Annotated in this window: 23 protein-coding genes; 12 read left to right on the top strand and 11 right to left on the bottom strand. The window is 51.1% G+C overall.

Translation table 11 applies throughout. The annotated features are described in order from the left end of the window. Nucleotides 1-73: 73 nt before the first annotated feature. From AC5SV9_RS13235 to AC5SV9_RS13215, 5 genes are all read left to right on the top strand, one after another. The gene (locus AC5SV9_RS13235) at nt 74-403 is read left to right on the top strand and encodes a metalloregulator ArsR/SmtB family transcription factor (protein ID WP_475149656.1); all 330 of its coding nucleotides are present in this window, start codon (nt 74-76) and stop codon (nt 401-403) included. A gap of 11 nt (nt 404-414) precedes the next feature. Next, a complete protein-coding gene (locus tag AC5SV9_RS13230; protein ID WP_475149657.1) occupies nt 415-1,425 on the top strand; it encodes an ArsJ-associated glyceraldehyde-3-phosphate dehydrogenase in 1,011 nt (336 codons plus the stop codon). A gap of 3 nt (nt 1,426-1,428) precedes the next feature. Beyond that, the gene (gene arsJ / locus AC5SV9_RS13225) at nt 1,429-2,640 is read left to right on the top strand and encodes an organoarsenical effux MFS transporter ArsJ (protein ID WP_475149660.1); all 1,212 of its coding nucleotides are present in this window, start codon (nt 1,429-1,431) and stop codon (nt 2,638-2,640) included. 60 nt (nt 2,641-2,700) lie between these two features. Further along, nucleotides 2,701-3,564 (top strand): cation diffusion facilitator family transporter, encoded by an 864-nt coding sequence (locus AC5SV9_RS13220; protein WP_475149661.1) that lies wholly within the window; start codon nt 2,701-2,703, stop codon nt 3,562-3,564. A 68-nt stretch (nt 3,565-3,632) separates the two neighbouring features. Beyond that, on the top strand, nt 3,633-5,534 hold the full coding sequence (locus AC5SV9_RS13215) for a putative bifunctional diguanylate cyclase/phosphodiesterase (RefSeq protein ID WP_475149664.1): 1,902 nt from the start codon (nt 3,633-3,635) through the stop codon (nt 5,532-5,534). A 3-nt stretch (nt 5,535-5,537) separates the two neighbouring features. On the opposite strand, the gene mgtE is transcribed toward AC5SV9_RS13215, so the two are convergent. Further along, nucleotides 5,538-6,881, bottom strand: coding sequence for a magnesium transporter (gene mgtE / locus AC5SV9_RS13210; RefSeq protein ID WP_134052495.1), 1,344 nt, complete (start codon nt 6,879-6,881; stop codon nt 5,538-5,540). 162 nt (nt 6,882-7,043) lie between these two features. Here mgtE and AC5SV9_RS13205 point away from each other — a divergent pair, with 162 nt between their 5' ends. The 3 genes from AC5SV9_RS13205 (at nt 7,044) to AC5SV9_RS13195 (ending at nt 10,406) form a co-directional block, all read left to right on the top strand. Beyond that, nucleotides 7,044-7,844 carry a DUF432 domain-containing protein gene (locus AC5SV9_RS13205; protein ID WP_397471171.1) on the top strand — a complete coding sequence of 267 codons (801 nt, stop codon included), beginning with the start codon at nt 7,044-7,046 and terminating at the stop codon, nt 7,842-7,844. Nucleotides 7,845-7,856: 12 nt separating this feature from the next. Continuing rightward, a complete protein-coding gene (locus AC5SV9_RS13200) occupies nt 7,857-8,705 on the top strand; it encodes a mechanosensitive ion channel family protein (protein ID WP_134052499.1) in 849 nt (282 codons plus the stop codon). Nucleotides 8,706-8,789: 84 nt separating this feature from the next. Next, nucleotides 8,790-10,406, top strand: coding sequence for a BamA/TamA family outer membrane protein (locus AC5SV9_RS13195; protein ID WP_475149666.1), 1,617 nt, complete (start codon nt 8,790-8,792; stop codon nt 10,404-10,406). 1 nt (nt 10,407) lies between these two features. On the opposite strand, the gene mutM is transcribed toward AC5SV9_RS13195, so the two are convergent. The 5 genes from mutM to radC all read right to left on the bottom strand — a co-directional run bounded on the left by mutM (nt 10,408) and on the right by radC (nt 13,037). After that, nucleotides 10,408-11,217 (bottom strand): bifunctional DNA-formamidopyrimidine glycosylase/DNA-(apurinic or apyrimidinic site) lyase, encoded by an 810-nt coding sequence (gene mutM, locus AC5SV9_RS13190; protein ID WP_134052503.1) that lies wholly within the window; start codon nt 11,215-11,217, stop codon nt 10,408-10,410. Nucleotides 11,218-11,219: 2 nt separating this feature from the next. Continuing rightward, on the bottom strand, nt 11,220-11,699 hold the full coding sequence (locus AC5SV9_RS13185) for a hypothetical protein (RefSeq protein WP_226766507.1): 480 nt from the start codon (nt 11,697-11,699) through the stop codon (nt 11,220-11,222). Between the two features lie 95 nt (nt 11,700-11,794). Further along, nucleotides 11,795-11,950: a 50S ribosomal protein L33 gene (gene rpmG / locus AC5SV9_RS13180; protein WP_008219722.1), complete on the bottom strand. Its 156-nt coding sequence runs from the start codon at nt 11,948-11,950 to the stop codon at nt 11,795-11,797. An 11-nt stretch (nt 11,951-11,961) separates the two neighbouring features. Further along, nucleotides 11,962-12,198, bottom strand: coding sequence for a 50S ribosomal protein L28 (rpmB, locus tag AC5SV9_RS13175; RefSeq protein ID WP_040551802.1), 237 nt, complete (start codon nt 12,196-12,198; stop codon nt 11,962-11,964). 164 nt (nt 12,199-12,362) lie between these two features. Next, nucleotides 12,363-13,037, bottom strand: coding sequence for a RadC family protein (gene radC / locus AC5SV9_RS13170; RefSeq protein WP_230818441.1), 675 nt, complete (start codon nt 13,035-13,037; stop codon nt 12,363-12,365). Nucleotides 13,038-13,119: 82 nt separating this feature from the next. On the opposite strand from radC, the gene coaBC reads away from it, so the two are divergent. From coaBC to slmA, 3 genes are read left to right on the top strand one after another with little or no spacing between them, the layout of a single operon-like run. After that, nucleotides 13,120-14,334, top strand: a complete 1,215-nt coding sequence (coaBC, locus tag AC5SV9_RS13165; RefSeq protein WP_475150110.1) for a bifunctional phosphopantothenoylcysteine decarboxylase/phosphopantothenate--cysteine ligase CoaBC — start codon at nt 13,120-13,122, stop codon at nt 14,332-14,334. Between the two features lie 24 nt (nt 14,335-14,358). Further along, a complete protein-coding gene (gene dut, locus AC5SV9_RS13160) occupies nt 14,359-14,817 on the top strand; it encodes a dUTP diphosphatase (RefSeq protein WP_273024589.1) in 459 nt (152 codons plus the stop codon). A gap of 1 nt (nt 14,818) precedes the next feature. Beyond that, entirely contained in the window at nt 14,819-15,409 is a 591-nt protein-coding gene (gene slmA, locus AC5SV9_RS13155) for a nucleoid occlusion factor SlmA (protein WP_331924654.1), read from the top strand. Nucleotides 15,410-15,573: 164 nt separating this feature from the next. On the opposite strand, the gene AC5SV9_RS13150 is transcribed toward slmA, so the two are convergent. Genes AC5SV9_RS13150 through rph form a run of 3 tightly spaced genes read right to left on the bottom strand, consistent with a single transcriptional unit; the run spans nt 15,574 to nt 17,357 of the window. Further along, entirely contained in the window at nt 15,574-15,945 is a 372-nt protein-coding gene (locus AC5SV9_RS13150) for a diacylglycerol kinase (protein WP_134052513.1), read from the bottom strand. A gap of 19 nt (nt 15,946-15,964) precedes the next feature. After that, nucleotides 15,965-16,609 (bottom strand): orotate phosphoribosyltransferase, encoded by a 645-nt coding sequence (gene pyrE, locus AC5SV9_RS13145; RefSeq protein WP_230818440.1) that lies wholly within the window; start codon nt 16,607-16,609, stop codon nt 15,965-15,967. Nucleotides 16,610-16,643: 34 nt separating this feature from the next. Further along, nucleotides 16,644-17,357 (bottom strand): ribonuclease PH, encoded by a 714-nt coding sequence (gene rph, locus AC5SV9_RS13140; RefSeq protein WP_008219734.1) that lies wholly within the window; start codon nt 17,355-17,357, stop codon nt 16,644-16,646. Nucleotides 17,358-17,482: 125 nt separating this feature from the next. On the opposite strand from rph, the gene AC5SV9_RS13135 reads away from it, so the two are divergent. Then, nucleotides 17,483-18,343 carry a YicC/YloC family endoribonuclease gene (locus AC5SV9_RS13135; RefSeq protein WP_475149671.1) on the top strand — a complete coding sequence of 287 codons (861 nt, stop codon included), beginning with the start codon at nt 17,483-17,485 and terminating at the stop codon, nt 18,341-18,343. Between the two features lie 25 nt (nt 18,344-18,368). On the opposite strand, the gene AC5SV9_RS13130 is transcribed toward AC5SV9_RS13135, so the two are convergent. Both AC5SV9_RS13130 and AC5SV9_RS13125 read right to left on the bottom strand, forming a co-directional pair. Further along, nucleotides 18,369-18,791, bottom strand: coding sequence for a BLUF domain-containing protein (locus AC5SV9_RS13130; RefSeq protein ID WP_475149673.1), 423 nt, complete (start codon nt 18,789-18,791; stop codon nt 18,369-18,371). A gap of 129 nt (nt 18,792-18,920) precedes the next feature. Then, a complete protein-coding gene (locus tag AC5SV9_RS13125; RefSeq protein ID WP_475149674.1) occupies nt 18,921-20,372 on the bottom strand; it encodes an NAD-dependent succinate-semialdehyde dehydrogenase in 1,452 nt (483 codons plus the stop codon).

Below are 20,372 nucleotides of genomic sequence, written 5' to 3'. Positions count from 1 at the left end.
GACTAACCGTCATCAAAGTGTCATATTTTGCACGCAAAATTACATACGAAAAAACAGATATAACGATTTTGCCATGCAGCCCCTAACCCTTTACAAAGCCATTGCCGATGGTACCCGCCTTAAAGCAGTGTTACTGCTGTGCCAACTGCCTGAGTTGTGCGTCTGTGACTTGGTGCAGGCGCTGGATGAGCCACAGCCCAAGGTGTCGCGCCATCTGGCATTGTTAAAACACGCCGGCCTGCTGCAGGACAGAAAGCAGGGTCTGTGGGTATTTTACCGCTTACATCCTGCCTTGCCGGCGTGGGCAGAAACGGTACTGCGCCAAACATTGGCACATAACCCGGAATTTATCCGCGACAATATCGCCAGTCTGGCGAACTACCCAGCCGCCAACTGTTGCTAAGGAACACAGATATGACTATCAAACTAGGTATAAATGGCTTTGGCCGTATTGGCAGGCTGGCACTGCGGGCAGCCTTTGACTGGTCTGACATAGAATTTGTACAGATTAACGACCCGGCAGCCGATGCCGCCACCTTGGCCCATTTGCTTAATTTTGACTCTGTGCACGGTATCTGGCATCACACTGCTGTGGCAGAGGGCAATAACATCGTGATCAATGGCAAAGCGGTTGCAGTTAGCAGTAATAACGCCATTGCCGATACCGACTGGTCAGGTTGTGATGTGGTGATTGAAGCCTCAGGCAAAATGAAAAGCACAGCGTTGTTAGAAGCTTATCTGGCACAAGGCGTGAAACGGGTTGTGGTCAGTGCACCGGTAAAAGAGCCGGGTGTGCTCAATATAGTGATGGGGGTTAATCATCAGCTGTACAACAAACAGCAGCATCGTATTGTCACCGCTGCCAGCTGCACGACGAACTGTCTGGCACCGGTGGTTAAAGTGATCCATGAAAAACTGGGTATTCGGCACGGCAGCATAACCACCATCCATAACTTAACCAATACTCAGAGCATTCTGGACACACCGCATAAAGACTTACGCCGCGCCCGCGCTTGTGGCAGCAGCCTGATCCCCACCACTACCGGCTCAGCCAGCGCCATTACCGAGATTTTTCCTGAGCTTAAGGGCCGGTTAAATGGCCATGCGGTGCGGGTACCCTTGGCGAATGCCTCGTTAACAGACTGCGTCTTCGAAGTAGAACGCGCAACCACCAGTGATGAAGTGAATGCCCTGCTAAAAGCAGCAGCAGAAAGTGATTTAAAAGGCATCTTAGGTTATGAAACCCGGCCGCTGGTGTCGGTGGATTATAAAACCGACCCGCGCTCCAGCGTTATTGACGCACTATCGACTATGGTGGTTAACGCTACCCAGGTAAAAATTTATGCCTGGTATGACAACGAATGGGGCTACGCCAACCGCACCGCCGAGCTGGCCAGAATGGTTGGCTTGCTGGATCAGCACTAAGCCATGTTTAACAGCCTGAGCCCGCAATTAAAGCAGTACTTGCTGATCACCGGCAACTACTGGGCTTTTACCCTGACAGACGGTGCCCTGCGTATGCTGGTGGTGCTGCACTTTTACAGCCTGGGTTACAGTGGATTGGCCATTGCCATGCTGTTTTTGTTTTATGAAATTTTTGGCGTCATTACCAATTTAGTTGGTGGCTGGCTCGGTGCCCGCATCGGCCTGAATAACACCATGAATATTGGCCTGCTGCTGCAAATCCTGGCACTTGGCATGCTATTGCTGCCAGCACAGTACTTAGTTGTGCCGTGGGTCATGGCAGCCCAGGCGCTGTCAGGCATCGCCAAAGACTTAAATAAAATGAGTGCTAAAAGCAGTATCAAACTGCTGGTGGCAGACAACGCCCAACACACCTTGTTTAAATGGGTCGCTGTTCTTACCGGTTCAAAGAATGCCCTGAAAGGGGTAGGCTTTTTTGTCGGTGGTTTACTGCTGAGTTTATATGGTTTTAACACAGCAGTTCTGCTTATGTTACTGATGCTTAGCTTAGTCTGGTTATTAAGCGTATCGCAGCTTAAAGCCGATTTGGGTAAAAGCAAAACCAAACCTAAATTTACTGAGCTGCTGTCAAAAAGCAGGGCAATTAACCTACTTTCGGCTGCGCGTATGCTGCTTTTTGGCGCCCGTGATGTCTGGTTTGTGATTGCCTTGCCGCTAACGCTGGCCAGCCAGTTTGGCTGGAGCCACTGGGCAGTGGGCAGTTTTCTGGCACTTTGGGTTATTGGCTATGGCGCGGTGCAAAGCGTCACACCGGCTCTGACAAGGTCAGGCCCATCTGCTACATTGCCGGACGGGCACAGCTTAATGCGTTGGGCAATATTGCTTAGCGTGATACCGGCACTGATTGCACTGGCTTTATGGCTGCAGTGGCACAGTGAGGCTGCGCTTATTGGCGGCTTGCTGCTGTTTGGCGCTGTGTTTGCGGTTAACTCGTCTTTGCACAGCTACCTGATTATCCGCTACGCCACTAATGATGGCGTTTCACTGGACGTCGGTTTTTATTACATGGCAAATGCCATGGGCCGCTTACTGGGAACTTTGCTATCCGGTTGGCTGTACCAGGCTTATGGTCTCACGGCCTGCTTATGGGTCTCTTCTGCCCTGCTGGCAGCCACAGTGCTCGTTTCTGCCAGGCTGAGCAAACACCAGGCATGACTTTGTTCTTCACCTGCTCTACACTGCAATAAGCCGCTGATAACACTCTGGAATATCATTATGTTTAGCCTGCAACCGCGTCAATTACTGTTATTGTCTCTGCTGGCTGCTTTTGCCACTATGGCATTGAAAACGCTGGCATGGTATTTAACCGGCTCGGTCGGCTTTTTATCAGACGCCATTGAGTCATTGGTGAATGTGGCCGGTGCCGGTTTTGCCCTGCTGATGGTCAGCATAGCGCGCCGGCCAGCGGATGACAGCCACCCTTATGGCCACAGCAAAGCCGAGTATTTATCGGCTGCATTTGAAGGCGGCATGATTTTTCTGGCGGCAGTGGCCATTTTGTTTACCGCCGCAGAGCGCCTGATTAACCCTCAGCCCCTCGCCACACTAGGGCTTGGTACAGCGCTTACCGTTCTGGCCAGCCTGATTAACCTGGGTATTGCATTGCTACTATTGCAAGGCGGCAAGCAGCACCATTCTCCTGCACTTGAAGGCGATGGCAAGCACCTGTTGACAGATGTCTGGACAACTGCTGGCGTGGTGGTTGGTGTAGCCCTCGCAGCCATGACAGACATGCATTGGCTTGATCCGCTGGTCGCGATTGCCGTCGCACTGCATATTTTGTATGAAGGCGGCGGTATCTTATATCGCGCCGTCAATGGCCTGATGGATAAAGCGCTGCCTGATGAGACCATACAACAACTTGAACAAAGCCTGCAGGTATTTGCCAGTGCCAACGTACAGTTTGTTAACCTGCGTACACGTGCCGCCGCCACACTGCGTTTTGCCCAGGTTGATATGCTGGTTCCCGGCAGCTGGAGCGTGCAGCAGGCACATCAGCTGGCGGATGATGCAGAGCTGGCAGCCAAACAGCTCAATATCGAACTGGTTGTCCACATTGAACCGGCATTGACCGGCTAGCTGGTTTTTTTACTATTCGGCGCTACAGTTAATCAGACATAGCTAAAATAACGTGGCGTCAACGCAGTATGCCAGACAACTTCTCAGCCATAACGTATACCGATGCGATAACAGATAGCGCCGATTTTCAAAGGCAGTTCAGTTATTTTCGTATTCGCCGGTTGCTGCAAATCATCGGTTTCACGTTGCTGGGGCTGATACTGGCAGTGGTGGTGTCATCAGGCGCAACCCAATTACTCATTCTGTCAGGCTGTATCGCTTTGCTTGTCGCCGGCGGTTTTGCGCTGAAGCAACAAGCCTTGGTATCCGCCTATATATTGTTATGGTCTATGGCGTTAATGCTGTCGGCTTTGGCTTATACCTCGGGCGGCTTACGTGACCTTGCTCTTTTAGGGTACCCCGGCTTATTGGTTTACGCCGCTATCCTGGGCAGCGTTGGTTTGTTTTATTCGCTGCTGCTGTTTGTCATGCTGTATTGTACTTTTTTAACCTGGCTTACCTTAAGTGGTTATCTGCACCCCTTCATTCCGGCTCTGGGTTGGCAGCACCTGGTGTTTGTCGCTGTGATTATGCTGGTAACAGGTTTCAGTGTGTTTCTGATGGTAAGAGACATGCGCCAGCTGATGCATTCGTTGCAGCTGGAAAACGCTAAAGTACGGATCAACCGGCGTGAAATAGAACGTTTGGCCCACCATGACCCGTTAACCGGTTTGCCTAACAGGATATTAGGTGAACAGCTGTATCACCAGACGCTGAGCTATTGCCTGCAACAGCAGCGCCAGCTGGCAGTATTGTTTCTGGATTTGGATAACTTTAAACCGGTAAACGATTCATTAGGCCACTCTGCCGGTGATGTTCTGCTGCGCGAACTGGCAACCCGACTGAAAAACGCGCTCAGCGCCGATCAGCAGGTTATCCGCTTTGGCGGCGATGAGTTTTTATTTCTGGTGCCCTGTGCTGCCGATAGTACCGCATTGAATACGCTGGCGTTACAGCTGATAACCGAAGTTGCCAAACCTTTCAATATTATGCAGACCAGCGTTACCGTTTCCGGCTCTATCGGCATTTCACTGGCTCCGGCGGATGGCAATGAATTTAACGTACTGTGCCGTAAGGCCGATTTAGCCATGTATAAGGCAAAAGAGGATGGCCGTAATACCGTGCGCCAGTACGACGACAAGCTGGATCAGGATAACGCCGATAAATTTAACCTGCAGCAGCACTTACGTCAGGCCATCAGACAACGCGCTTTTGTTTTGTACTATCAGCCGCAGGTTGACCTGCGCAGCCAACAGATCATTTCGGTTGAAGCTCTGCTACGCTGGCCACAGCAGGATGGCAGTTTCATCAGCCCGGCAGAGTTTATTCCACTGGCGGAGCAGTGTGGTCTCATCGGCGAATTGGGTAACTGGGTGCTGGCCGAAGCCTGCCTGGCTTGCGCCCGTTTACGCAGGCAAGGCTTTGGTCAACTGCGGGTCGCGGTAAATTTATCTTATGTACAGTTTAAAAACGAGCAGCTGGAACTGACCATTCAGCACGCCTTATTGGATGCCCGTTTACCAGCCAGTGCGTTAGAGCTGGAACTGACAGAGTCATTACTGATAAGTGATACCGAACTGGTGCAAAAGCAGCTCAACAACTTAAGCAAGCTGGGCGTAACTTTCGCTATTGATGATTTTGGCACCGGCTACTCTAACCTGGGCTATCTGCGCAGTTTTAATGCCACTACGCTGAAAATCGACCGATCTTTTATCACGTCGCTTGGCGTATCATCACGCGATGAACCGCTGGTACAGGCCATCATTAATATGGCCAAAGGGCTGGGGCTAAAAACGGTCGCCGAAGGTATAGAAAATGAAGCAACAGCGCAGTTACTGACCCGGCTGGGCTGCGATGAAGGCCAGGGATATTACTGGTCGCCCGCAGTGCCGGAACACAAACTGCCGGCCTTGCTTCAGACATACAGCTAACGGTTACAAACCCAAATACCAGGTCGCGATGGAGAAATACAGCACCACGCCGGCGACGTCGGCAATAGAGGTAATCAGCGGGCCACTGGCGGTTGCCGGGTCGAGGTTAAAGCGGCTTAGCAAAAACGGTAGCGACAAGCCAATTAAACTGCCGGCCAGCACCACTAGCATCATGGTCATCGCCACCACCATGGCAATATCATAGCCGCCACGCCACCAGCCAAGGCCAACTACCGCCGCCGCCATGGTAAAGCCAAGCAGGCCTGCGACCAGACACTCCTTACCCAGCAAGTAGCCCCAATCACGTAATTTAATGTCGCCTGTTGCCAGCGCCCGTACCATCAGCGTACCTGACTGAGCGCCGGCATTACCGCTGCTGCCAATCAGTAGCGGTAAGAAAAACAGCAAGGCAACGTGTGTTGCTATAGTACCTTCAAAATACGCAATGCCGGCACCAGAGAAAATATTGCCAAACACCAGGATCACCAGCCACAGCACCCTTTTACGGTATAGCAGGAAAATACCGGCATCTTTAACACTGCTTTCCAACTTACCGATAGTGGCCGTTTTGTGAAAATCCTCTGTCGCTTCTTCTGCTGCGACATCCATCGCATCATCATAAGTTACAATGCCAACCATCTGGTTTTCACTGTTAATAATGGGCAGCGCCAGTAAGTCATATTTAGCGATCAGTGCCGCGACTTCCTCCTGCGGCATATCGACACTGGCATAGATAGGATCATGGTTAACCAGCTCATCTATCGGCATTGTGACCGGTGCCAGAATAAGATCGCGCAACGACACTACGCCAATCAGCTGACGGGCTGCATCGACTACATAAGCCGAGTAAATGGTTTCTTTATCCGGCGCCTCACGGCGAAGCGAATCCAGTGCCTGGGCCACCGTCAGATCCTGCGCCAAAATGGCATAGTCAGATGTCATGATGGCACCTGCGGTACCTTCTTCATGCGATGTCAGCCGCAACAGGTCTTCGCGTTCTGCCTGCGCCAGCGCCGGTAACAACGTTTCACGCTGCTCGTCACTTAAGCGGTTAAATAAATCGGCACGTTCATCTGACGACATCTGGCGGATGATGGGTGCCAGCTTACGCCGGCTGATGCTGATAGATAAGCTAACCTGCTCTTCTGCGGGCAGATAGCCAAACACTTCTGCCTGCTCAGCGCGCGGCAGAACTGTCAGTAAGGTCCATAAATCGTTTGGCGCAAACTCCACCAGCGCGCTGGCTAAGTCAGCTGGGTGCACATCATCCAGTTGCTCACGCAACTGCACAACAGTGCCTGATTCCAGAGCATTGCGAAGTGTGGCGATTAGTGCTGGTAATTCCATAGCAGTGTCACCCTCCGCAGTTGTAAATTAACGTATTGCTGAATAAGCAAAAATTGGCGCTATTTTATAAAGCCTTGCTGTGAATCTCAACTGAATATCACCTTGGGTACAGACGATGCTTCTTGCTAAGATAGCGCCATCAAGCATGAAAGGTGTGATCAAATGCCAAACAAGCAGAACGAGCGGTGCGCCTGGTGGCAACCCCAAGAACTTGCCATCAATGCCTGCCGCCACTACCGGCTGGGCCCACTGAATATTTATTTACAGCGTCAGAGCCAGCAATGGTTGCTGGCCCATGAATATAGTACAGAAGAGGTGTTACAGGTACCGTGTCATGCTGAAGTTAGCATGATCCCCGTACATCTGACCAGCCAACGCTACCTGATAAATCAAAGTCAGGCGGGCTATCAGTTGCTACCCCGCCTGATGGACAGACCGGTTGTGGTCAAAACACTGCAGCCGGTTAACCTGCCACCCAATGAGCAAACCACCTTGTATATCAGCTCGCCGGTTACGTTAAGTGTAATGCTGAAGGGCCCGGATTTACTGTTGCAGAATATAGCCGTGCAGCGTTTGTCCGACACCTGGTTTGGCCCTTCAACTCAGATTGGGGAACTATGTTATGCCGATAAAACCCACGCCCGCCACGCCAAAACAGAACTATCTGTGCGGCCACACCGGGCGGTCACGCCTGTTACGGTGCATAACCATTCAACTCAGATGCTGTCGATAGATAAGCTCAGCATACCGGTACCCTTTCTGGCATTGTATGCCTTGCCTGACGGCAGCTTATGGACCGACCCGGTAACGCTGAGCCACGAAGGTTTACAGGCATTGGCGCATTTTCGCACCGGTAAGTTATCAGCGTCTGAAGCCATTGGCGCCACACTGCTGTCAGAACCGATACAAAAACCGGAAAAACACAGTCTGGTGCGCGCGTTTACCGATATATTCACTGATTAATCCGGGGACTTTATGACAGAATCATTTTTACATTGGTGGCAAAGCGAACAAATTGGCCACATCATCAAAGCTTCTGTTTTGCTGCTGGCCGGTTTTATCTGTGCCAGTATGGCTTCACGCGCCGTCAGCCGGTTTTTCAGTAAAAACTTCTCCCAGCACCATATCGTATTATTTAAACGGCTGCTGTACTGGCTGATTGTTGCGTTGTTTGTCGCATCGGCTCTGAAGCAGCTTGGCTTTTCGCTAAGCGTACTACTGGGTGCGGCCGGTGTATTGTCGGTCGCGCTGGGCTTTGCATCACAAACCTCGGCGTCAAACCTTATCAGTGGTTTATTTCTGATTGGTGAGCAGCCGTTTAAACTTGGCGATACGATAAAGGTAGGCAATACCACAGGTGAAGTGCTGTCGATTGATTTATTGTCGGTAAAACTGCGCACCTTTGATAACCTGTTTGTACGTATTCCAAACGAAACCCTGATTAAAAGCGAGGTAACAAACCTGACACGCTTTCCAATCAGGCGTTTTGATCTGCTATTAGGTGTTGCCTATAAAGAGCAAATCGCTGTTGTGCGCCAGGTGCTAATGGATGTCGCTGATAAAAACCCGTTGTGCCTGGACGAACCCAACCCGATGTTCTTATTTCTTGGTTTTGGTGATTCTGCACTGAATATCCAATTTTCGGTCTGGAGTAAACGGGAGAACTTCCGTGATTTACGCAACAGCCTGCAGGAAGAAGTAAAACTGGCGTTTGACAAAGCCGGCATAGAAATCCCCTTTCCTCAGCGTGTGGTGTATCTGAACCACGCCACAGATGACAAAACGCAACCTCAGGAAAACGATAAAGCAGCCGATAAAACGTAAGCTAAATATCTGACGCCTAACAAGGTTAATGTTACCTTAAGGTTAGTAAACTACACTCGACTGATGCCTGCAATGGAGTGACTTATGAAATTAGCTGTCAGCTCAGCCCTACTGCTGCTCTCTGCCGGATATGTCCGCGCAGAGTGTCAGGCTGTTGCCGATAATCAGTTTCTGGTCAACGAGTCTGACGTCACCATACATAGCGTCACTTACAGCCCCAATAATGTATTTGACCTGACCGACAAAGATTCTTTCTGGTTGCATGAGTTCGCTAACTACACCCATACCGTTACCCGCGAGTCTGTGCTGGCAGATGATTTGCTGTTTCAGGCAGGCGATAAGCTGCATCTGGACGATTTAGCTGAAACAGAACGTTTACTTCGCAGCCGGCGCTACCTGCGCGAAGCTGAGGTACGCATCAGCCATTATTGCGCTGACAGCAACAGCGTTATTGTTAATGTTGCCACCTGGGATAACTGGTCGTTACTGCCCACGCTGGACTTTTCCAGCGAGGGCGGGCGCAGTAAAAGTGCTATCGGTTTTGAAGAAGATAACCTGCTTGGCACCGGTAACCGCCTGAGCCTGGAATATAAACACGAAAGTGAACGCACCGGCCTGGGTTTTATGTTCTTCTCGCCGAATATGTTTGGTAGCTTTTGGAACAGTGCCTTGGGCTACAGTAAAAACAGTGACGGCAATAACTATCAATTGAGTGTGCAAAGGCCATTTTACCGTTTAGCATCCCCTTGGGCATTGGGCTTTGAAATAAACCGGGTATCGGAAGATGTTATCGAATACGATGCCGGTGATGAATATAACCGCTACCAGCGCCAGCATAATCACGCCAAAGCCGAGTTTGGTTATAAGCTGAATATCAGCGGCAATAATATTCACCGCCTAAAAGCAGCATTCGAGCTGGATAACTTTAAGTTCTATGAAACCAGTGAGACGTTATTTGGCGCGCCGCAAGACCGCAATTTAACCGGTTACTGGCTGGAGTACGAGTTTATTCAGGCAGATTATAAAAAACTATTTAATATCCAGTCATTTAACCGCACAGAAGATTTTAACTTTGGCTGGCAGCTCAATGCCCGGCTCGGACAGCACAGCAAAGCACTTGGTGCTGATGTCAATGCGATATTCTGGCAGCTTAGCGCCGCAAAAAACTGGCAACTGGCAGATGATCTGTGGTTGCTATCTGACGTCAGCTGGACGCAACGCGAATTTGAGCAAACGCAGTATTTATTCAGTACCCATTGGCAACTGGTGAAACAACTTAGCGATTACAGCAGCTTAGTCGGTAAACTGGCACTGGATAAAGGCGAAAACCTGTTTCGAGATGAGCCGCTGTATATCGGCGGCGACGATCAGCTTCGTGCCTACCCGGAATACTTTCGTAGTGGCGAATCCCGTACCGTTGTCACGGCAGAATACCGCCGCTATACCGACTGGTCACTGTGGCAGCTGTTGGATGTCGCTTTTGCCGGCTATTTGGATGCGGGTAAAATCTGGCAAACCGATGAGCAGGATGCCAATACGTCATCCGGCGGCACCCTGGTTGGTATAGGCGGCGGTGTGCGTTTGCTGTCGAATCACTCCAGCCGCGGCACAATGATCCATATGGATATTACCAAAGCCCTCACTGACAACGATAATCTGAATTCTGTTGAATTCCGGGTTACCGCCACCAAGAGTTTCTGAGCTATTGCTGGCAGCTGGCGCAGAATACCGTGCTGCGCTGCCCGAGGCGGATTTCTGTCAGGTCTTTACCGCAACTGGTACAAGGCTGGCCACCACGCCCATATACCAGCAGCTGCTGAGCGAAATAGCCGGGCTTACCATCTGCCTGGCTAAAATCTCTCAGTGTCGTACCACCCTGCTTAATCGCAGCGGCCAGTGTCTCTTTTATTACCGGCAACAGCCTCGCAAGCTGAGCGTCAGTCACCTGCTTAGCCGGTTTCGTTGGTAAAATACCGGCTTTAAACAGCGCTTCGTTGGCATAGATATTCCCCACCCCCACAACCACATGGTTGTCCATCAGCACCAGTTTTACTGCACTGTTACGTTTGGCAAAAGCAGCCTGTAAATGCGTAAGGTTAAACCTGTCGCTCAGCGGTTCAGGGCCCAGGCTGGCCAGCAACGGGTGAACTTCACCTTTGGCTTGCCACAGCACAGCGCCAAAGCGGCGGGTGTCGTTCAGCCGCAACACTTTGCCACTGCTTAACAACAGATCGATATGGTCATGTTTCGTCGCCGGCGTATCAGCTGGCACCACTTTTAGATGCCCGGACATGCCCAGATGCAAAATAATATCGCCCGCGGGTAATTGAATTAACAGGTACTTGGCGCGGCGCGTGACCGACAAGATCGGCTGTTCAAGCTGCGCTATGACCTCATCCGGCACCCACCAGCGCAGCTGACGTTGACGGGCAACAACCTTAACTAAGCGCTGATTATCAAGATACGGGCTAATACCCTGACGGGAGACTTCAACTTCTGGTAATTCCGGCACTGTTACTCCGCACTATCGATTAAAAACAACTGAGCTGCCTGTGCAGCAGTTAACAGATAAAACTGACTCTGCCCAGCCTGTTGTAGCAGATATTGCCCAGGTTCAGCGGAGGGATATAACAACCAGATGAGCGGCGCTGTTTGCCCTGCCAGCTGCACACTGGCCTGGGCAACGGGAACATGGCTTTTGCTGTCATGCTCAACGTCAACCGGTGTTAAGATCGTATGCTGCCAGGCCATTGCCAGCTTGGCGGCATCTACCGCTTTATCAGCTGCCGGCTGTAAACGCCATACACTGCCTGCCTGAATAAGCCGCAACTCACCCAGCGCCACCATTAATAACTGACTATCTTCCGGTACCAAACGATGCTCATCGGCAGATAGTTGCTGCAGGCGCTGCGGAATACCATAGAGTACAAACATCAGCACCAGAACAGCGAAAATAAGCACATTGTTCCAGTTGCGGCGGGACAGTTTAAGCATGCGCGGGGCCAAACGTGATTAAACAACAGAGGCATAGTAGCCGAGGCGGGGCCTAAAAAGCAAAAACCCGGCGTTGGCCGGGTTTCTGTGTTCGATTACTTGATTTTCGCTTCTTTGAAAATCACGTGCTTGCGCACTTTAGGATCGAACTTTTTGATTTCCATTTTTTCTGGCATGGTGCGCTTGTTCTTCGTAGTTGTATAGAAGAAACCGGTACCAGCAGAAGAAACTAAACGGATTTTATCGCGCATTTTTTATTTCCTTACACCTTGTGACCGTTAGCACGCACTTCGGCTAATACCGCATCGATACCTTTCTTATCGATGATGCGCATACCACGGGTAGAAGTACGTAATGTAACAAAACGGTTTTCGCTTTCAACCCAGAAACGGTGAGTTTGCAGGTTAGGCAGGAAACGGCGCTTAGTAGCATTGTTGGCGTGTGAACGACGGTTACCCACCATCGGACCTTTGCCAGTTACTTGGCACACTCTAGACATGTCAATAGTTCTCCAAAATTACATCAGCTCGAGCTGTCATCACCCTTCCGGCCAAGAAGGTTGCCCCAAAACAAGAGGGCGCAATTTATACACGAATTAAGGCCGCTATTCAAGCTAAATCTTTTTTCGCGCACAAGGATCCGAGCGGGATCCAGTCCCGATCTTCACAGCCAGCCACGTTCAGCAAAGGAGATCACATCGGCATCGCCAACAATAAAATGATCTAATACTTTGATATCAACCAACATTAAGGCCTGAACTAAGCGTTCAGTAATTGCCCGGTCAGCCCGGCTGGGCTCGGCAACGCCTGATGGATGATTGTGTGCCAGAATAACAGCGGCTGCATTATGCGCTAATGCCTGCTGAACTACAATACGCGGATACACTGGACTCGCATCTATTGTGCCGGCAAATAAGGGTTCAGCTTTAATAAGGCGGTGTTGGCTGTCTAAGTACAGCAACAGAAAGACTTCCCGCTGCTCTGCACTTATTGCATGCTGCAGATAACGTTTAACCGTGGCAGGTTCAGTAAAAATGGTTTCGCGCTGCATTTGCTGCTGCAAATAGCGCTTACTCAGCTCCATTACCGCTTGCAGCTGTACAAACTTGGCCTGGCCCAAACCCTTGGCCGAACAAAAGTCAGCCTGACTGGCTCCCAGTAACCGTTTGAGTGAGCCAAATTGATCCAGTAGCTGGCGCGCTAATGTCACGGCATCGGTGCCGGCGATACCGGTACGCAGAAATATTGCCAGCAGCTCAGCGTCAGATAACGCTATAGCGCCCCTGTCCAGCAGTTTTTCCCGCGGCCGCTCGGCGGCAGGCCAATGGCGAATACTCATGCAATCACTCCCTGAATTGATGCTGAATTTATGTTTCCATGCTATCTTAACGCCAGATTTTTCCAGTTCCGGCGGCTTTGTTATGCAGCAAACTCTTGCGCAAAAACGCATTTTACTTGGTATCAGCGGCGGTATTGCCGCTTATAAAAGTGCTGATCTGGTGCGCCGCCTAAAAGAGCGCGGTGCCGATGTCAGGGTAATACTGACCGACGCCGCCCAGCACTTTATTACGCCGTTAACGCTGCAGGCATTATCGGCAAACCCGGTTAGCACCAGCCTGCTCGACCCGGCCGCAGAAGCCGCCATGGGCCATATTGAACTGGCTAAATGGGCCGACATGGTATTGATAGCCCCTGCCAGCGCCGATGTTATTGCGCGACTGGCACACGGTCTGGCTAACGATCTACTGACCACCTGCATTCTGGCCACTGCTGCACCGGTTGCTGTGGCCCCGGCAATGAATCAGCAGATGTATAAAAACATAGCCACCCAGAAAAATTTAGCCACACTAAAATCATATAATTTTTACATTTATGGCCCAGGCGCCGGTGAGCAAGCCTGCGGCGATGTGGGTGCAGGCCGTATGCTTGAACCGCTGCAGCTCGTCAGTGCAGTAGAAGAACATTTTTTAGCTGAACAAAAACTTAATAACATTAAAATTACAATTACTGCTGGCCCAACCCGCGAAGCTATTGATCCGGTTCGTTATATTTCTAATCACAGCTCCGGGAAAATGGGCTTTGCCCTGGCAAAAGCCGCCGCGGCGATGGGTGCCGAGGTAACACTGATCAGCGGCCCGGTACAGCTTGCCACGCCAGCCGGCGTAAAACGGCTTGATGTGACCAGTGCACAGCAAATGTATGAAGCAGCTATGGCGCAGGCCGTAAACAGCGATATTTTCATTGGTTGTGCTGCCGTCGCTGATTACCGGGTGGCAGAAGTTGCCAATGAAAAAATGAAGAAGCAAGGCGACAGTGCACTTGAGTTAAAGCTGGTGCAAAACCCCGATATCATTGCCAGTGTCGCAGCGCTAAGCCACAAGCGCCCCTTTACCGTAGGTTTCGCTGCTGAAACCCAACATGTGCTGCAGTACGCCAAAGATAAACTGGCACGCAAAAAGCTGGATATGATTTGCGCCAACGATGTATCTAAAAGTGATGTCGGCTTTAACAGCGATCACAATGCCGTCACGCTGCTGTGGCAAGATGGTGAGCAGGCGTTAGCCGCCCAACCCAAAGAGCAGTTAGCAAATGCCATTGTGCAGCAGATCCTGGCCCGTTTTTCTTCAGAAAATTAATAAGTAATAAGAGTTTAGCCGTAAATGAAAAAAGCTATTGATTTGAAAATTCTTGACCCACGTATTGGCACTGAATTCCCATTACCCGCATATGCCACCCCCGGTTCGGCAGGTTTAGACCTGCGCGCCTGCCTGGATAACACGCTGGTGCTGGCGCCGGGCCAAACAGTGCTGATCCCAACCGGGTTATCCATTTTTATCGGTGACGCTAACCTGTGCGCCACTATTTTGCCCCGTTCTGGCCTTGGCCATAAACACGGCATAGTTCTGGGTAATCTGGTGGGTTTAATTGACTCTGACTATCAGGGCCCGCTAATGGTATCGATGTGGAACCGCGGCTCGGACAGCTTTACCATTGAGCCGGGCGATCGTATTGCACAACTGGTATTTATGCCGGTGGTGCAGGCTGAATTTAATATCGTTGACAGTTTTGAGCAAACTGAACGCGGTGAAGGTGGTTTTGGTTCATCAGGTAAAGCCTAAGATGCCGGCCCCCCGCAGTACCAATCGCAAGGAAGATATCCTGCAGGCGCTGGCAGCTATGCTGCAAAGCAACAACGGCCAACGTATCACCACTGCCGCGCTGGCGGAAAAAGTTGGCGTATCGGAAGCCGCGCTTTATCGCCACTTTCCCAGCAAAGCACGGATGTTCGAAGGCTTAATAGAGTTTATTGAAAATACACTGTTATCACGCATCAATGTGATTCTGGACGAGCACAAAGCCACGGCCAGCCGCACTGAACTGATTTTGCAATTGCTGTTGGTGTTTGCCGAACGCAACCCGGGCATTTGCCGTATTTTAACCGGCGACGCCTTACAGGGCGAACAAGAGCGTTTGCAGGAGCGTGTTGCCCAGCTGTTTGAAAAGCTGGAAACCCAGCTGAAGCAGTGTCTGCGCGAACGTAAACTACGTGAAGGCAAAGGCTTTACCATCGACGAAGGCGAGCTGGCCAATATGCTGCTGGCCACGGTGGAAGGTAAGCTGAGCCAGTTTGTCCGCTCCGGCTTTACCCGTTTGCCAACCCAGTACTGGGCACATCAGTGGGCTGCACTGCAACAGGCACTGTTTGTCTGAACGGTATTGCAGGTTAGGAGATAACGTCAGGGATTAGGAAATGCTTTCTGCGCCGGCTTCAAGGATCACATCCCTGTGCCCTCTCAGCCTGCGCGGCATCCATGCCGCTGCTGCGAAAGCACACCTAATCCCTTCCTTAATAAGGTCCGGCTTATTTCACTAGCTTAAAAGAAACGCTCATATATCGCTGCGCCCCATACCAGCGCAACAATTACCAAGCTGACAAACACCGCTGCCGAGCCCATATCTTTTGCCCGGCCAGACAGTTCGTGCCGCTCCAGGCTTACCCTGTCGGTCAGTGACTCAATGGCAGAGTTCAGCAGTTCAACCACCAGCACTAAACACCAGACACTGACCAGCAAAGCAAACTGGCTGACAGAAGTCGCCAGCCAGGCTGCAACCGGCACCGATAGCAGCGCCAGTACAGTTTCCTGGCGAAAAGCCGATTCAAACTTCCAGCTGGCAGCAAAGCCCTGCATCGAACACTTTGCCGCTTTAATAATACGACCAACTCCGGTGCCATTTGGCTTTAGCATACTGCTGTCCTGTTTTTATCTACTTCACACCATATTGCGCACGGTACGCTTTCACGGCGTCCAGATGCTGTGCCATTTCCGGCTTATCGGCTAAGTAGCTGATTAAATCCGGCAAGCTGATAATCGAAATAACCTTAGTATTAAAATCGCGCTCGACTTCCTGAATAGCTGATAACTCGCCCTGGCCCCGCTCTTGCCTGTCCAGCGCAATCAGCACGCCGGTAAGTTCAGCACCCTGCGCCTGGATCAATGTCATCGACTCGCGAATAGCCGTACCAGCGGTGATCACATCATCCACCAGCATAATGCGGCCTTTTAGTGGCGAGCCCACTAAGTTACCGCCCTCGCCGTGGGTTTTGGCTTCTTTACGGTTAAAGCAGTACGGCACGTCGCGGTTATAATGATCCGCCAGTGCCACAGCTGTAGTTGTGGCGATAGGGATACCTTTATACGCCGGGCCAAACAGCACATCAAACTCTACGCCTGCATCGTTAAGCGCGGCGGCATAAAAGCGGCCTAATTTGGCTAAATCACTACCGGTATTAAACAAACCGGCGTTGAAAAAATACGGGCTGGTACGGCCGGATTTTAGCGTAAAGCTGCCAAACTTCAGTACCTGGCGCGACAGCGCAAATTCAATAAAGTCACGTTGAAACGGTTTCATAGCTGTATTTTTACCTTCAAACCTTAAGTCAGTCTTAAGCCAGCACGCGCTTTTGTTCGTCAATGATCTCGCGGATAGCGTGCTTGCCTAAATCCAGCATTTGCTGCATTTCCTCAAAGCTAAACGGCGCTTCTTCTGCTGTGCCCTGAATTTCAATCACTTTGCCGGTTTCCGTCATCACGATATTCATATCGGTTTCGGCGTTTGAGTCTTCGGCGTAATCCAAATCAGCCACCGCCGTGCCTTTATAAATACCTACTGATACCGCTGCTACCATAAAATTCAACGGGTTGGTTTTGATCATGCCTTTAGCACGCATAAAGTTCAGCGCGTCGACTAAGGCAACACAAGCACCGGTAATGGATGCTGTACGGGTGCCGCCATCAGCCTGAATGACATCACAGTCGATAGTAATCGTATTCTCACCCAGCAGCTTTAAATCCACCGCTGTGCGCAGGGCACGGCCAATCAGGCGCTGAATTTCCATGGTGCGGCCACCTTGTTTGCCACGAGCGGCTTCACGGTCGTTACGGGTATGCGTAGCGCGTGGCAACATGCCGTATTCTGCCGTCACCCAGCCTTTGCCCTGGCCTTTCATAAAGCGCGGTACACCTTCAATCACACTGGCGGTACAAATCACCTTGGTATTACCAAACTCAACCAGCACAGAGCCTTCGGCATGAGCAGTAAACTGACGGGTAAACGTAAGGGGACGGATCTGACTGGCGGTTCTGCCACTTGGACGCATAGCTGCACTCCTGAAATTAACAATGTTCGCCATTATAAGTGTTATGGACAGTTAGGGCCATCAATTCGCCAAAATCGCTTAGCCTGCGGTATACTCGGTGTTTATTTACCGCCAGAGAGCATTTTATGATCCACAGTATGACAGCCTTCGCCCGTCACGAAACCAAAGCCAACTGGGGCACTGCCCAGTGGGAAATCCGTTCGGTTAACCAGCGCTATTTAGAATCCTATTTTCGCTTACCGGAACAGTTTCGCGGCCTGGAAAGCATACTGCGCGATAAACTGCGCAATAACCTGCAGCGCGGTAAAATTGAGGTAAACCTGCGTTACCACGCTAACCAGGCAGCTGGCGAGCTGACGATGAACGACGTTTTCGCCGAGCAACTGCTGCAAAAAGCCCAGCAATTACTGCAAAAAGCGCCGCAAGCGCAGTTAAATATTGCCGACATACTGCGCTGGCCGGGCGTAATGGAAACGCCGACTGAAGATTTAGACGCATTGCAGGGCGAGTTACTGGCCGGTTTCGATGCCGCCTTACAGGATTTTCTTGCCGGTCGTGGCCGCGAAGGTGAAGCCATAGAGCAGATGATACAGCAGCGCTTAACGGCAATTGGTGAGCAGGTTGCGTTTGTCCGCAGCCATTTACCGCAAGCTATGCAGTGGCAACGCGACCGTATCGTAAACCGTTTAAACGAGATTAAAGCCGATGTAGACCAAAGCCGGTTAGAGCAGGAAATGGCGTTTTTAGCCTCCAAATCCGACGTAGCTGAAGAGTTGGATCGCCTCGATGCGCACATCAAAGAAACCCGCCACACGCTGAAAAAAGGCGGCGCCTGCGGCCGGCGTCTCGATTTTATGATGCAGGAATTTAACCGCGAAGCGAATACGCTATCGTCCAAAGCCATCAGCACCGAGATCACCAACGCGGCCGTGGAACTTAAGGTGTTAATTGAGCAAATGCGCGAGCAGATCCAAAACGTGGAATAATCAGCGCCTGGCGTTAAAGTACCCCTTACTTTAACGCCAGTTTAAACCATTCAAGCTGGCTTTCTGATACCTTGCTGGCTTGGCCTATCATATTCAGCACGGCGATAAAGTCCTGATTTTCACTGTTATCCAGCAGCTTTTTTATGCCCAGGCTCCAGCGTGAAAAATCGCGCTGTGTGATTGATTTGCGCAGTAGCAGGCGCACATTAGTGTGGCGTGGATCTCGGCAGATGCTGGCATAGAGCGCATCAACTACCGCGGCTTCACCTTCCAGATATTGCAAAAAGTAATGCTCGGTATAAAGCAGAGCACCGGTAATATGACGCCGGTGATTATTTGGCTCGGCACGCAGTTTTATTTTGTTGATGGCGGTGTCATCGGTGCTGGCGCAACGTTCACTTACGTAGATCAGCTGGATCTCATCTTTTACTATGTCTTGAGTTACCACAGCGCTTGTCCTTTAGCTTTACTGCATCTGTTATAACGCCAGTAGCGGTGCAAAGCAATGCACATCAAGACAATCAGACCCGCCAGCACTTATGTATCATGCTGGCGGCTTTTTAGCATGTGCAGCGCACTAAACACCAGCAATGCACAGGTACTTAATATCGGTGTAATCATCCAGGCCGTATTTTGAACCTTCGCGACCATAGCCGGATTGTTTCACCCCACCAAACGGAGCCGCAGCATTAGATACCATGCCTTCATTTACGCCAACCATGCCAAACTGCAGTGCCTGCGATACGCGAAACACCCGGCCAATATCGCGGCTGTAGAAATAGGCCGCCAGACCATATTCGGTAGCGTTTGCCAGTTCAATCGCGTCCTGTTCGGTGTCAAACTGCTGTATCGCAGCAACCGGGCCAAAAATCTCCTGCTGGCTGATCGTCATCTCTGCTGTGACATCCCCCAGCACTGTTGGCTGAAAAAAACGTTCACCAAAGCTGTGATGGTGCCCGCCAAGCAGCAGCGTCGCGCCATCGTCTAACGCGCTCTGGGTCAGTTCGGTTACTTTTTGCAGCGCTTTGTCATCTATCAGCGGGCCAATATCGGTGCCCTTTTCCAGACCATCGCCGATGCGCAGCATTTTTACCTTCTCAACGAATTTTTCAATAAAGGCATCGTAGATGCTGCTCTGCACCAGAATACGGTTGGCGCAAACGCAGGTTTGGCCGGCATTACGAAACTTAGAAGCCATTAAGCCTTCAGCAGCGGCATCCAGATCGGCATCATCAAACACAATAAAAGGTGCGTTGCCGCCAAGCTCCATACTGACCCTTTTTACTGTATCAGCACATTGTTTTGCCAGCACTTTGCCCACCGCTGTCGAGCCGGTAAAACTGAATTTGGCGACCCGGGGGTCCTGCGTTAGCACCTCACCAATCGCTTTGGCATCGGTGCCACAAACCACATTAAACACGCCCGGCGGAATACCGGCCTGCTGCGACAACTCTGCCAGCGCCAGCGCCGAAAGCGGTGTCTGGTGTGCAGGTTTCACCACAAAGGTGCAGCCTGCCGCCAGCGCTGCCGCAGCTTTGCGGGCCAGCATAGCATTCGGGAAATTCCACGGCGTAATGGCAGCAACCACGCCAACCGGCTGGCGCTGTACAATGATACGTTTGTCGGCAGATGGTGCCGGTATTGTATCGCCATACAGCCGCTTGGCTTCTTCAGCAAACCATTGCAAGTAGGACGCGCCATAAGCTATCTCGCCTTTGGCTTCCGCTAACGGTTTGCCTTGCTCTAACGTCATTAAACGCGCCAGGTCATCCTGATGTTTCATCACCAGTTGATACCAATCCAGCAACAGCGCTGAGCGCTCGGCTGCGGGTTTGGCTGCCCAGCTGGCAAAGCTGTCGCTCGCAGCCTGCACCGCTTGTTCGGCCTGCGTTTTACCGGCATCAGCAACGTCGGCCAGCGGCTGCAAATCAGCCGGGTTTTTTACGCTGAACGTATTATCGCTATTGTGCCAGCGGCCATTGATATAACTACCGTTCTTTACCAATTCGCTCGCGTCTAGTTGTAGCAT

It is taken from the genome of Rheinheimera sp. ATLC3 (assembly GCF_059429535.1).
Note: the sequence above shows the minus strand (reverse complement) of the source record. Positions and strands in the feature narration are given on the sequence as shown.

Coding starts and splice junctions, on each gene's coding strand:
- AC5SV9_RS13150 (WP_134052513.1), bottom strand. CDS start 15,945: ATGCTAAAGCCAAATGGCACCGGAGTTGGTCGTATTATTAAAGCGGCA.
- AC5SV9_RS13125 (WP_475149674.1), bottom strand. CDS start 20,372: ATGCTACAACTAGACGCGAGCGAATTGGTAAAGAACGGTAGTTATATC.
- rph (WP_008219734.1), bottom strand. CDS start 17,357: ATGCGTCCAAGTGGCAGAACCGCCAGTCAGATCCGTCCCCTTACGTTT.
- radC (WP_230818441.1), bottom strand. CDS start 13,037: ATGAGTATTCGCCATTGGCCTGCCGCCGAGCGGCCGCGGGAAAAACTG.
- dut (WP_273024589.1), top strand. CDS start 14,359: ATGAAAAAAGCTATTGATTTGAAAATTCTTGACCCACGTATTGGCACT.
- AC5SV9_RS13200 (WP_134052499.1), top strand. CDS start 7,857: ATGACAGAATCATTTTTACATTGGTGGCAAAGCGAACAAATTGGCCAC.
- AC5SV9_RS13215 (WP_475149664.1), top strand. CDS start 3,633: ATGCCAGACAACTTCTCAGCCATAACGTATACCGATGCGATAACAGAT.
- AC5SV9_RS13185 (WP_226766507.1), bottom strand. CDS start 11,699: ATGCTTAAACTGTCCCGCCGCAACTGGAACAATGTGCTTATTTTCGCT.
- arsJ (WP_475149660.1), top strand. CDS start 1,429: ATGTTTAACAGCCTGAGCCCGCAATTAAAGCAGTACTTGCTGATCACC.
- AC5SV9_RS13235 (WP_475149656.1), top strand. CDS start 74: ATGCAGCCCCTAACCCTTTACAAAGCCATTGCCGATGGTACCCGCCTT.
- AC5SV9_RS13230 (WP_475149657.1), top strand. CDS start 415: ATGACTATCAAACTAGGTATAAATGGCTTTGGCCGTATTGGCAGGCTG.
- slmA (WP_331924654.1), top strand. CDS start 14,819: ATGCCGGCCCCCCGCAGTACCAATCGCAAGGAAGATATCCTGCAGGCG.
- AC5SV9_RS13195 (WP_475149666.1), top strand. CDS start 8,790: ATGAAATTAGCTGTCAGCTCAGCCCTACTGCTGCTCTCTGCCGGATAT.
- rpmG (WP_008219722.1), bottom strand. CDS start 11,950: ATGCGCGATAAAATCCGTTTAGTTTCTTCTGCTGGTACCGGTTTCTTC.
- rpmB (WP_040551802.1), bottom strand. CDS start 12,198: ATGTCTAGAGTGTGCCAAGTAACTGGCAAAGGTCCGATGGTGGGTAAC.
- pyrE (WP_230818440.1), bottom strand. CDS start 16,609: ATGAAACCGTTTCAACGTGACTTTATTGAATTTGCGCTGTCGCGCCAG.
- mgtE (WP_134052495.1), bottom strand. CDS start 6,881: ATGGAATTACCAGCACTAATCGCCACACTTCGCAATGCTCTGGAATCA.
- AC5SV9_RS13220 (WP_475149661.1), top strand. CDS start 2,701: ATGTTTAGCCTGCAACCGCGTCAATTACTGTTATTGTCTCTGCTGGCT.
- AC5SV9_RS13205 (WP_397471171.1), top strand. CDS start 7,044: ATGCCAAACAAGCAGAACGAGCGGTGCGCCTGGTGGCAACCCCAAGAA.
- coaBC (WP_475150110.1), top strand. CDS start 13,120: ATGCAGCAAACTCTTGCGCAAAAACGCATTTTACTTGGTATCAGCGGC.
- AC5SV9_RS13135 (WP_475149671.1), top strand. CDS start 17,483: ATGATCCACAGTATGACAGCCTTCGCCCGTCACGAAACCAAAGCCAAC.